The following is an 11,327-nucleotide window of genomic DNA, read 5'->3' as shown; positions in this document are numbered from 1 at the left end:
CGGCGCCGGCGCCGACAGCGTCACCGCGCTGGCGCCACCGGCCGCCACATCGGCCACCTGGCGCGGCTCGCCGTCGGCCTGGAAACCCAGCCACAGCGCATAGCGATCCGGCCCGCCGCGATTCAGCAGATGCAGCTCGAACTGCGCCGCCTCGCCGGCAAACACCGGCGCCGCGCGGCCCGGCGCCAGCTGCAGCATGGCCAGGTTGCGCGCCGTCAGATACATGTCGGCCACCGCGCAGGCGCCGGCAAAGCAGGTCAGCGCAAAGCCCAGGCCAAGGTTGTAATTCAGTGCGCCCACCAGCATCACCAGCAGCAGTCCGGCAAACGCCAGCCCGGCGCGGGTCGGCATGATGAACACGCGGCGCATGGTCAGCGTCACCGTGCCCGGCTCGGCGTCGCGCAGCTGGAACAGCCATTTGTCGCGGCCCTTGCGGTACAACGCGTGCAGCGCGCCGGCCATCACTGCCTACACCGCCACCGACGCTTGCAGCTGCAAGACCAGGTCGCGGCTGGCCAGCGCCACGCCGTGGGCCGACTTCAATGGCCGCAGCCGGTGCGCGCACACCGGCACCAGCACCGCCTGCACATCCTCCGGCAGCACATGGTCGCGGCCCTCCAGCGCCGCCCAGGCGCGCGCCGCCTGCAGCAGCGCGATCGCCGCGCGCGGACTCAGTCCCTCGGCAAACATGCCGTTCTGGCGCGAGGCCGCCGCCAGCGCCTGCACGTAATCGATCAGCGCCGCCGACGCGTGGATCTGCCGCAGCCCTTGCTGCGCCTGCAGCAGTTCATCGGCCGTCATCGCCGCCGGCAGGGTTTTGAGCAGCTCGCGCCGGTCCTCGCCCATCAGCAGCGCGCGTTCGGCGGCGGCGTCCGGATAGCCCAGCGAAAGACACATCAGGAAGCGGTCCAGCTGCGACTCCGGCAGCGGGAAGGTGCCGATCTGGTGCGCGGGATTCTGCGTGGCGATGACAAAGAACGGCGACGGCAGCGCGCGCGTGACGCCGTCGGCGCTGACCTGGCGTTCCTCCATCGCCTCCAGCAGGCCCGATTGGGTCTTCGGCGTGGCGCGGTTGATCTCGTCGGCCAGCAGCACCTGCGTGAAGATCGGCCCCGGATGGAACACGAAGCCGTTGCGCTCGCGCTCGAAAATCGAAATGCCGTTGACGTCGGCCGGCAGCAGGTCGCTGGTGAACTGCACGCGGTTGAAGCGCAGGCCCAGCGAAATGGCCAGCGCGTGCGCCAGCGTGGTCTTGCCGACGCCCGGCACATCCTCGACCAGCAAATGGCCGCCGGCCAGCAGGCAGGTCAGGGCGAGCCGGATCTGCAACTCCTTGCCGACGATGATGCCGCCCACCTGGCGGGCGACCGCATGCAATTTTGTGGTCATGATATGTATGGTAGATTAGCGCCTAGGAGCGATTCTATGCGAGAAAACGCTTGCCGCAGAAAAAACAGAGACATCCAGGTCACATGAGCACAGCCATTTACAGCCATCCCGATTGCCAGCGCCACGACATGGGCGACTGGCACCCAGAATCCCCGGCGCGCCTGCAGGCCATTGCCGACCAGTTGATCGGCTCGCACATCAGCGACCTGCTGGACCACCGCGAGGCGCCGCTGGTGGACCTGGCGGACCTGGAGCGCAACCACAGCAAGAACGCCATCGCCATCGTGCGCGACAACGTGCCGGCCGAAGGCGACACCTACCCGATCGACGGCGACACCTCGTTGAACGCCTGGAGCTGGCGCGCCGCGCAGCGCGCCGCCGGCGCCGCAGTGGCCGCCACCGACGCCGTCATCGACGGCGAAATCGACAACGCCTTCTGCTCGGTGCGGCCGCCCGGCCACCACGCGCGGCCGGTCGAGCCGATGGGCTTCTGCCTGTTCAACAACGTCGCCGTCGCCGCCAAGCACGCGCTGGACGTGCGCGGCCTGTCGCGCGTGGCCATCGTCGACTTCGACGTCCACCACGGCAACGGCACCGAGGAAGCCTTCCGCAACGAGCCGCGCGCGCTGATGGTCAGCTTCTTCCAGCACCCGCTGTATCCGTATTGCGAGCCGCAGCCGATCACCGACCACCAGGTCAACGTGCCGGTGCCGGCCTACACCAAGGGCGACGTGGTGCGCCAGATCGTCACCGAACAATGGCTGCCGGCGCTGCACGCGTTCCAGCCGGAGATGCTGTTCATCTCGGCCGGCTTCGACGCCCACCGCGAGGACGACATCGGCGGCATGGGCCTGGTGGAGGCGGACTACGCCTGGATCACGCAGCAGATGATGGACGTGGCCAGGTTGTACGCCAAGGGCCGCATCGTCAGTTGCCTTGAAGGCGGCTACAACCTGTCGGCGCTGGGCCGCAGCGTGGTGGCCCACGTCAAGGCGCTGGCCGACCTGTAAAAAAAACGGCGCATCGAAATGCGCCGTTGTTGCTTGCCTTATTTCTGGTGCACCGCTTCGCCGTTCCTGGCCGACCAGCGGTACAGGCCCCAGACGATGGCCACGCCGACGATCAGCGCCACCAGCATCGAGGTGCCTTCGCTCATGCTGTTGGCCACCGCCAGCGGCTCGCCTTTGCCCGACAGGACGATCAGACCCGCCAGCGCGACGTTGAACAGGCTCTCGCCGACGATGAAGCCGGACATCACCAGCACGCCGATGCGCTTGGCCGACTCGCCGCCGACTTTCTTCTCGACCGCGCGATCGAACAGCCAGCCGGTGACGGCGCCGATCACCACCGGCGTGATGACCGCGCTCGGCAGGTAGATCGCCAGGCCCACGCCCAGCGGCGGCAGGCTGTATTTGTCGTTGCTGAATTTCTTCAGCAGGAAGTTGATCACCACCAGCGCCAGGCCGATTTCCACGCCATAGCCCAGCAGTTGCCAATCCAGGTCGCCGCCGATGACGCCCTTGGCCAGCGTCGAGATCAGCAGCGCCTGCGGCGCGGCCAGCGGCTCGCTGGAGATCGAATCGAGGTTCGGCGCGCCGACGAAGCCGTTGGCGTGATTCAGCAGCTCCAGCACCGGCGGCACCACGCACGAACCGGCGGCGACGCCGATCAGCAGGCCGACCTGCTGCTTCCACGGCGTGGCGTTGACCAGCTGGCCGGTCTTCAGATCCTGCAGGTTGTCGTTGCCGATCACGGCCACGGCCAGCACCACGGTGGTGACGAACAGCGCGAAGGCGATCAGCGCCTGCGCCACTTCCGGGCCCATCACGCTGCGGCCGACGAAGCCCACGCTCAATGCGGCGCCGAGAATGGTCAGGATGGCGATGCCGGACACCGGCGAATTCGACGAACCGATCAGGCCCGCCATGTAGCCGCACACGGCGGCCGCGAAGATGCCGGCGATCAGGATGTAGCCGACGCCGACCGCCACCAGCGGCACGGCCAGCGACATCAGCGGGCCGCCTTGCAGGAAGCTGGCCAGCAGCCAGCCGGCCGGCACCAGCGCGATCAGCGTCACCAGGCCGACGATGAAGATCGGCATATCCATTTCCGTGCGGTCCAGCACCGCGCCGGCCAGCTTGGCCTTGCGCGCGGTCTCCATGGCCGACTTCAGGCCGCCCAGGATAGGCTTGGCCAGGCCGGCCAGCGTGACGATGGCGGCGATACCGATCACGCCGGCGCCCATCATGCGCACCTGCTTGGACCACACGCCCAGCGCGTGGCCGGCGGCGTCGACACCGGCGGCGGCCGGCGTCAGGGAGGTCATCAGCGGCACCAGCACGCCCCAGGCGATGATGGTGCCGACGCCCATGGCGACACCGACGGTGATGCCCATCAGGTGGCCGGCGCCGATCAGGGCCAGCGAGCTCGATGCGCCGATGCCGGTGGCGCCGCCACCGGCGCGGAAGTAGACCGACACTTCGGCCGCCAGCAGCTTGGCGGCGGCGCCGGCGGCAAACAGCGCCGACGTCAGCGCGCCCCAGATCACCGCGCGCAGGCCGGCCTTGCCCTCGGCCGCGCCTTCGCGCGAGGCCATGCCGACCTTCAGCACTTCAGCGGCGGCCACGCCTTCCGGATACGGCAGGTTCGATTGCGACACCAGCGCGCGGCGCAGCGGCACCGTGTACATCACGCCCAGCACGCCGCCGATGGCGCAGGCGCCGAAGGTCGGCCAGAACGGCACGTGCGCCCACCAGCCGATCATCAGCAGGCCAGGCAGCACGAAGATCACCGAGGCCAGCGTGCCTGCTGCGGAGGCAATCGTCTGGACAATGTTGTTTTCCTGGATGGTGGCGTCCTTGAAGGCGCTGAGCAGCGCCATCGAGATCACCGCGGCGGGGATCGAGGTGGCGAAGGTCAGGCCGACCTTCAGACCCAGATACACCTGGGCCGCCGTGAATACCAGCGTAATCAGAATGCCCAGAATAATGCCGCGAAGGGTGATCTCCTTCGGGTTGGACGGTGCAGCTATGCTCATCTTCAGCACTCCGGTTGAAAAATATTGTTTATATGGTTAGAAAAAGGAAAGGCGACTCATGATAAACGAATCCCGCGCCAGTTAGCAGGTAAAATAGCAGGTTGTCAGAACGATTTTGAAGGTCAGAGCATGTCGATACAATGGTACCCAGGGCATATGAACGCCGCCAAAAAGAAGGCGGCGGAACAGATGGAGAACACCGATCTGGTGATCGAAGTGGTCGACGCGCGCCTGCCGGAGGCCAGCACCAATCCCATGGTGGAGGAGCTGCGCAAGTTCCGCCAGCGTCCTTGCCTGAAGATCCTCAACAAGATCGACCTGGCCGATCCGGCCGCCACCGCCGCCTGGACCGCCTACTACAACGCCCAGGAAGGCGTGACCGCGTATGCGATGACCACCAAGAAGCCGGCCGACGTGGCGCGCATTCCGGACCTGGCCAAGCAACTGGCGCCGCACCGCGGCGTGCCGACCAAGCCGCTGCGCATCATGATCATGGGGATTCCCAACGTCGGCAAATCGACGCTGATGAACGCCTTGCTGAAAAAGCGCGTGGCCAAGGTGGGCGACGAGCCTGCCGTGACCAAGCAGCAGCAGAAGCTGTACCTGGACAAGAATACGGTGCTGGTCGATACGCCCGGCATGCTGTGGCCGAAGATCGCGCTGCCAAGCGATGGCCTGATGCTGGCCGCCAGCCACGCGATCGGCTCGAATGCGCTGATTGAAGAGGAAGTGGCGGAGTTCCTGGCCGGCGAGCTGCTGGTGCACTATCCGCAGCTGCTGGTGGCGCGCTACGGCTTCAAGGACATCGAGAGCCTCGACGCCATCGGCGTGGTGGAAGGCGTGGGTATGAAGCGCGGCTTCCGTCAGAAGGGCGGCGACCTCGATTACGAAAAGGCCGCGCACACCTTCCTCGGCGACTACCGCAGCGGCATCCTGGGCCGCATCTCGCTGGAGACGCCGGAGACGCGCGGCGTGCGCCTGGCGCAGCACGAAGCCGAAATGGCGGCCAAGGCCGCCGAGAAGGCCGCCATCGCAGCCGAAAAAGCCAAGGCCGCCGCCAACGGCAAGCGCGGTACTTAGCACCCCACCCGCAAATCCGAGCAAGGGTCAGACCCCGAACGGGGTCTGACCCAGCGTCGCCTCGGGGGACAACTTTAAAGCTTAAGCCGCGGCCTGGCCGAAACGGAAACTACTGACGGCGAGAGCACCCATAAAAGCATCCTCGTGATACGGCACGGAGGCGTCGTCGTTCTCGGCGGCGCCCAGCACCACCATCAGCGGCAGCAGATGCTCTTCGCGCGGATGCGCCATGCGCGCGGCCGGCGCCTCATCCCACTTCATCAACTGCGCGCTGCGCTGCTGCGCCGGCAAGGCCATGGTCTGGCGCAGCCAGTCGTCAAACGCATGCGACGCCGCCGCCCCGGCCGCATTGAAGGCGCGCAGATTGTGGTAACTCAGTCCGCTGCCGACAATCAGCACGCCCTGCTCGCGCAAGGGCGCCAGCAAGCGGCCCACTTCCAGGTGCGTTTGCGGATCGAGGCCGTACTTGAGCGACAGCTGCACGATCGGCACATCCGCATTCGGATACACCGGATACATGGCGCTGAAGGTGCCGTGGTCGAAGCCGCGCTCCGCATCCAGCACGGCCGCATGGCCGCCGGCCTGCAACAGCTGCTGTACCTGCGCCGCCAGCTCCGGCGAACCCGGTGCGCTGTACTGCACCTGATAGGTATGCGGCGGGAAGCCGCCGTAGTCGTAAATCATCGGCGGTTTGGCCGACGACGACAGCATGAAATCACGGCCCTCCCAGTGCGCAGTAATCACCAGCACCGCCTTGGGCGTGACGCCGATCTGGCGCGGAATGTCGCGCAACGAGGCGTCCAGCTTGCCGTACAAATGGCCTACCTGGTCCATCATGAACGGCCATGGGCCGCCGCCGTGGGACAGGAAATAGGTGGGGAGTTTTTGCGTGGTCATAGGAGTTCCTTTCAGTCTTCACTATAAGCACTCACGCTTCCGCAATCAATGCAGTAAATATAGATAGATCATATCCAAAACCTGAATGATCTTGTCACGCGTATAATCTGCGACTCCTAACGCTTGACTTAATAACATCATGACATCCTCCGCATTCCGTCCGCGCCTGCTGGCCGCCGCCATTTCCCTTTGCTTCGCCACGCCGTTCGCCGCCCAGGCCGAAGACACCGTGCAGGCCGGCCAGGCGCTGGCCTCGGTGGTGGTCACCGGCTCGCGCTTCGACGCCGACCCGTCGCTGGCCCCGATCGGCGCCACCATCATCAGCGCGGACGACATCCGCCGCGCCGGCGCCAGCGACGTCAATGCGGCGATCCGCAAGATCGGCGGCGTCTACGGCCGCCAGAGCCTGGACGGCAGCCCGGACTTCGGTCTCGACCTGCGCGGCTTCGGCACCAACAGCAGCCAGAACATGGTCATCGTGCTCGATGGTGTGCGCCTGTCGGAAAATGAATTGAGCAACGCCATCCTGTCCACCATTCCGGTCGACACGGTGGAGCGCATCGAGATCCTGCGCGGCGGCGCCAGCGTGTTGTACGGCGACGGCGCCACCGCCGGCGTGATCAACATCGTCACCAAGCGTCCGGGCCAGTACACCAGCCGTGGCAGCGTGTTCCTCGAAGGCGGCCAGTTCCACGCCGGCGAAGCGCGCATCTCGGCCGCGCAATCCTGGAACGGCTTTGCCGCCGACGCCACGCTGGACCACCAGCGCACCGACAACTACCGCGACAACAACGAATTCAAGCAGACCCACTTCAGCGGCGGAGCCCAGTGGTTCGCCAATGACTTCGACCGCATCGGCTTCCGCTACGAAGGCGCGCGCCAGGACATGCGCTTTGCCGGCGCGCTGACCGAAGCCCAGTACAACGCCAACCCGCGCCAGACGCTGACGCCCGACGACAACGGCTCGCTCGACAGCGACCGCCTGACCGTGTTCGGCCAGTACCGCCTGTTCGGCCACGACGTCGCCGCCGACCTGTCGTACCGCAAGAAGACCGTGGAATCGACCTATGTGTTCAGCGGCTTCCCGTCGACCAGCACCTACGACAGCAAGCAGCTGCAGTTCTCGCCGCGAGTGCGCAAGCTGGGCGCGATCAACGGTATGGTCAATGAACTGGTGGCCGGCGTCGACTTCATCAAGTGGGAGCGCACTACCGCCTCCGATTTTTCCGCCGCCGACGCCAACCAGAAATCCAAAGCGCTCTACCTGCGCGACGAACTGCGCTTCGACCCGGCGCATGAAGGCCGCATCTCGGCTGGCGTGCGGCGCGAAATCTTCGACAAGGACTTCGTCGATCCGGTGGCCACCGCCGGCTACAACGTGGTGCAGGGCCTGAACGCCTGGGAACTGCAGGCGAGCTACATGCCGGTGTCTAACCTGACCGTGTACGGCAAACTGGGACAGAGCTACCGTGTCGCCAACGCCGACGAAAACGCCTACACGCCGATCTTCAACAAGCCGCTGGCGGCGCAGCAGTCGCACGATGCGGAGCTGGGCGCCAGCTACGCCAACGTCACGCAGAAGATCACCGCGCGCGTGTTCCGCAACAACCTGACCAACGAAATCTTCTACGATCCAACGCTGAACGGCGGCTTCGGCGCCAACACCAACCTGGACCCGACGCGCCGTCAGGGCTTCGAGCTGGACGCCGAGCAGCGCCTGGCCGCCGCCTGGAACCTGAACGCGCACTACCAGCACGTGCAGGCCAAGTTCCGCGAAGGCGTCAACGACGGCCGCGAAATGGTGCTGGTGCCGAAGAACGTGCTGACCGCGCGCGTCAGTTGGACGCCGGCCAACGGCCAGACCGCCGACTTCGGTGCGCAGTGGGTCGACAAGCAGCGCTACGGCTCCGACTTCGACAACACCTGTTCCGGCGAGATGCCTGCCTACACCACGCTGGACGCGCGCTATGCCCGCAAGTTCGGCCAGTGGGAGTGGGCGGTGTCGGGCCAGAACCTGGCGGACAAGCACTACTTCTCGCAGGCCTACGGCTGCAAGTTCGGCATCTACCCGGCTGACGGCCGCCAGCTGAAAATCTCGGCGCGCTACGAGTTCTGATGCGCGGCTTCGCACTGATGCTGGCGCTGGCCGCCGGCGCCGCGCACGGCGTCACGGTGCAGGATGACGCCGGCAACAGCGTCACCCTGGCCAGGCCGGCGCTGCGCGTGATCTCGACCGCACCGCACATCACCGAGCTGCTGTTCGCGGCCGGTGGCGGCGAGCGCGTGGTCGGCGCCATGAACTACAGCGACTATCCGGAAGCCGCCAGGCGCATCCCGCTGATCGGCAGCGACGCCCAGATCGACATGGAGCGCGTGCTGGCGCTGCGGCCGGACCTGCTGGTGGTGTGGCAGACCGGGAACACCGAACGCCAGCTGGCGCAGCTCAAAAGCCTGGGCATTCCGATCTTCTACAGCGAGCCGAAAAAGCTGGACGACGTCGCCACCAGCCTGACGCGCCTCGGCCAGCTGCTCGGCACCGACGGCACCGCGCAAGCGGCCGCGCGCGACTACCGCCAGAAAATCGGCAAGCTGACGGCGACCTACGCGCAACGCCCGCCGGTCAAGGTGTTCTACCAGATCTGGGAAAAGCCGCTGTTCACGCTTAACGGAGAGCACATCGTCAGCGACGCGCTGCGCGTCTGCGGCGGCCGCAACATCTTCGCCGGCCTGAAAGTGACGGCGCCGTCGGTCAGCACCGAAGCGGTGTTGCAGGAAAATCCGGAAGCCATCGTCGGCGGCGAGCAGCACAGCGGCCAGGCCGGCATCAACATCTGGAAACCGTACAAGGGCATGCTGGCGGTCCAGCGCGACAACCTGTTCATGCTGGACAGCGAACTGCTGGTGCGCGCCACGCCGCGCATCGCCGACGGCATCGCGGTGCTGTGCGAGAAACTGGAGCGCGCGCGCCGACGCCGGCCTTAAAGTTGACTTAACAGTTATCTCTAAGCGGGGAAAAAGTGGTAATCTCCCCGCGTTTGCCACTCATCTCATACTTGAAGGATTGTTATGCGTCTCCTGAGCTTCCTGCGTCCACTGATTGCCACCGTCGCCTTTATGGCCGCTGCCGCCGGCGCCTCCGCCGCCGACTTCAAGGATGGCGTCGACTACAACAGCGTCAACGGCCCAAGCCCGGACACCGGCAAAAAAGTCGAGGTGCTGGAATTCTTCATGTACCACTGCCCGCACTGCAACGCGCTCGATCCGGACCTGGCCGCATGGGTCAAGAAAAACAGCGACAAGATCGTGTTCCGCCGTATGCACATGGGTGAAGATCCGCAAGCCAAGGCGTTCTACACGCTGGAAGCCATGAACGCGCTGGGCAACGGCATGCACGAGAAAATCTTCCACGCCATCCACGTCGAGCGCAACCGCCTCAACACCGACCAGGCGCTGCTGGACTTCGTGGTCAAGAACGGCGTCGACAAGGCCAAGTACCTGGAGACGTTCAACTCGTTCGGCGTGCAAACCAAATTGAAACGCGGCGTGCAAGTGGCAAATCAGTATAAACTGGATAGCGTGCCGGCACTGGTCATCGACGGCCGCTACACCACCTCGCCGGCGGTGGCAGGCCACGGCCTGACCTCGGCGCCGGCGGCGCATGCGGCCATGTTTGCCGTCGCGGACAGCCTGGTGGCGAAATCGCTGGTGGAACGCGCGGGCAAGAAGTAATCAAGGAAGGACGGGTAGGGCAATGAAATTCCCCAACAACGATCGGGAAGAGGCGGAAGCCCAGGTCATGAAGATCTACAAGGAATCTTCGCCTGCGCTGGAAACCTTGTTTGAATGGTCGTACATCAACCACCTGGCGTGGAGCCTGGTGATTGTGTTCCTCGGCCTGATCCTGTGGCTGTGCGTGGCCCTGGTCAACGCCGAGAACCAGCGCAATGCGCTGATCAGCAAGCAGTGCCGCGACCCGGTCTTCAAGACCGAGCTGGATAAGAAGTGTCTGCGCAGCGTGCAGTCGCGCGATCACTGGTGGGAGCATCTGACCTACGCGATGAGCCACCTCAGCCCGGAAAAATAATCCGAAAGCCCGCAGCAGCGGGCTTTTTTCATGAAAGGCCAAGCATGAAACAAGTACTCCTGGTGACCGGCAGCAGCCGCGGCATCGGCGCCGCCACCGCGCTGCTGGCGAGCCGCCGCGGTTATGCGGTCTGCATCAACTATGTCAGCAACGCTGATGCCGCCGAGCGCCTGCGCGCGCAGATCGTGGCCGAGGGCGGCGAAGCCATCGCCGTGCAGGCGGACGTCGGCATCGAGGCCGACGTGCTGCGGCTGTTCAGCACCATCGACGAGGAGCTGGGGCCGCTGACGGCGCTGGTCAACAATGTCGGCGTGCTGGAACAGCAGGGCCAACTGGCCGACATGTCGGCCGAGCGCCTGCAGCGCGTGCTGACCACCAATGTCCTCAGCTACTTCCTGTGCAGCCGCGAGGCGGTGCGGCGCATGTCCACCGCGCGCGGCGGGCAGGGGGGCGGCATCGTCAACGTGTCGTCCGGCGCGGCGCGCCATGGCGGCGGCAATGTGTATGTGGACTATGCGGCGTCCAAGGGCGCGGTGGATGTGCTGACGCTGGGCCTGTCGAAGGAGGTGGGGGCGGAAGGCATCCGCGTCAACTGCGTGCGGCCGGGGATCGTCTACACCGAGATCCACGCCAGCGGCGGCGATGCGGACCGCGTCAGCAAGCTGGCGTCCACCGTGCCGCTGGGGCGCGGCGGCCAGCCGGAGGAGATCGCGGAGACCATTCTGTGGCTGCTGGGCGGGCAGTCCAGCTACGTCAGCGGCGCCATCATCGACGCCGCCGGCGCGCGCTAGGCCAGGACGTCGCCTGCGGGGCTGCGCATATTCAATCGCCGCTTGAAGC

At 65.8% G+C, this 11,327-nt stretch carries 10 protein-coding genes and 1 pseudogene; 7 read left to right on the top strand and 4 right to left on the bottom strand.

Annotated features, from left to right (window positions below):
- A pseudogene (locus tag GJ695_RS23990) lies at positions 1 to 462 on the bottom strand (DUF58 domain-containing protein); the annotation flags it as partial.
- A 6-nt stretch (positions 463 to 468) separates the two neighbouring features.
- Complete coding sequence (locus tag GJ695_RS23985) at positions 469 to 1,389, bottom strand: AAA family ATPase (protein ID WP_154369253.1); 921 nt, start codon at positions 1,387 to 1,389, stop codon at positions 469 to 471.
- 83 nt (positions 1,390 to 1,472) lie between these two features.
- Between GJ695_RS23985 and GJ695_RS23980 the strand changes: the two genes are divergently transcribed.
- The gene (locus GJ695_RS23980; protein WP_154369251.1) at positions 1,473 to 2,399 is read left to right on the top strand and encodes a histone deacetylase family protein; all 927 of its coding nucleotides are present in this window, start codon (positions 1,473 to 1,475) and stop codon (positions 2,397 to 2,399) included.
- 38 nt (positions 2,400 to 2,437) lie between these two features.
- Here GJ695_RS23980 and GJ695_RS23975 read toward each other — a convergent pair whose 3' ends face one another.
- Positions 2,438 to 4,426 carry an OPT family oligopeptide transporter gene (locus tag GJ695_RS23975; protein ID WP_154369249.1) on the bottom strand — a complete coding sequence of 663 codons (1,989 nt, stop codon included), beginning with the start codon at positions 4,424 to 4,426 and terminating at the stop codon, positions 2,438 to 2,440.
- Positions 4,427 to 4,555: 129 nt separating this feature from the next.
- On the opposite strand from GJ695_RS23975, the gene ylqF reads away from it, so the two are divergent.
- On the top strand, positions 4,556 to 5,506 hold the full coding sequence (gene ylqF, locus GJ695_RS23970; protein WP_154369247.1) for a ribosome biogenesis GTPase YlqF: 951 nt from the start codon (positions 4,556 to 4,558) through the stop codon (positions 5,504 to 5,506).
- A gap of 81 nt (positions 5,507 to 5,587) precedes the next feature.
- Here the strand turns inward: ylqF and GJ695_RS23965 are convergent, their stop codons facing one another.
- On the bottom strand, positions 5,588 to 6,403 hold the full coding sequence (locus GJ695_RS23965) for a DODA-type extradiol aromatic ring-opening family dioxygenase (RefSeq protein WP_154369246.1): 816 nt from the start codon (positions 6,401 to 6,403) through the stop codon (positions 5,588 to 5,590).
- A gap of 139 nt (positions 6,404 to 6,542) precedes the next feature.
- On the opposite strand from GJ695_RS23965, the gene GJ695_RS23960 reads away from it, so the two are divergent.
- The 5 genes from GJ695_RS23960 (at position 6,543) to GJ695_RS23940 (ending at position 11,278) form a co-directional block, all read left to right on the top strand.
- Complete coding sequence (locus GJ695_RS23960; RefSeq protein ID WP_154369244.1) at positions 6,543 to 8,519, top strand: TonB-dependent receptor; 1,977 nt, start codon at positions 6,543 to 6,545, stop codon at positions 8,517 to 8,519.
- Entirely contained in the window at positions 8,519 to 9,385 is an 867-nt protein-coding gene (locus GJ695_RS23955; protein WP_154369242.1) for a cobalamin-binding protein, read from the top strand. Before GJ695_RS23960 ends, GJ695_RS23955 begins: the two co-directional genes overlap by 1 nt.
- A gap of 84 nt (positions 9,386 to 9,469) precedes the next feature.
- Positions 9,470 to 10,132 carry a thiol:disulfide interchange protein DsbA/DsbL gene (locus GJ695_RS23950; RefSeq protein ID WP_154369240.1) on the top strand — a complete coding sequence of 221 codons (663 nt, stop codon included), beginning with the start codon at positions 9,470 to 9,472 and terminating at the stop codon, positions 10,130 to 10,132.
- Positions 10,133 to 10,154: 22 nt separating this feature from the next.
- A complete protein-coding gene (locus GJ695_RS23945) occupies positions 10,155 to 10,487 on the top strand; it encodes a hypothetical protein (protein WP_154369239.1) in 333 nt (110 codons plus the stop codon).
- Between the two features lie 44 nt (positions 10,488 to 10,531).
- Positions 10,532 to 11,278, top strand: a complete 747-nt coding sequence (locus GJ695_RS23940; protein ID WP_154369237.1) for an SDR family oxidoreductase — start codon at positions 10,532 to 10,534, stop codon at positions 11,276 to 11,278.
- The last annotated feature ends 49 nt before the right edge of the window (positions 11,279 to 11,327 follow it).

Source organism: Duganella alba (assembly GCF_009674495.1).
GTDB lineage: Bacteria > Pseudomonadota > Gammaproteobacteria > Burkholderiales > Burkholderiaceae_D > Rugamonas > Rugamonas alba.
Note: the sequence above shows the minus strand (reverse complement) of the source record. Positions and strands in the feature narration are given on the sequence as shown.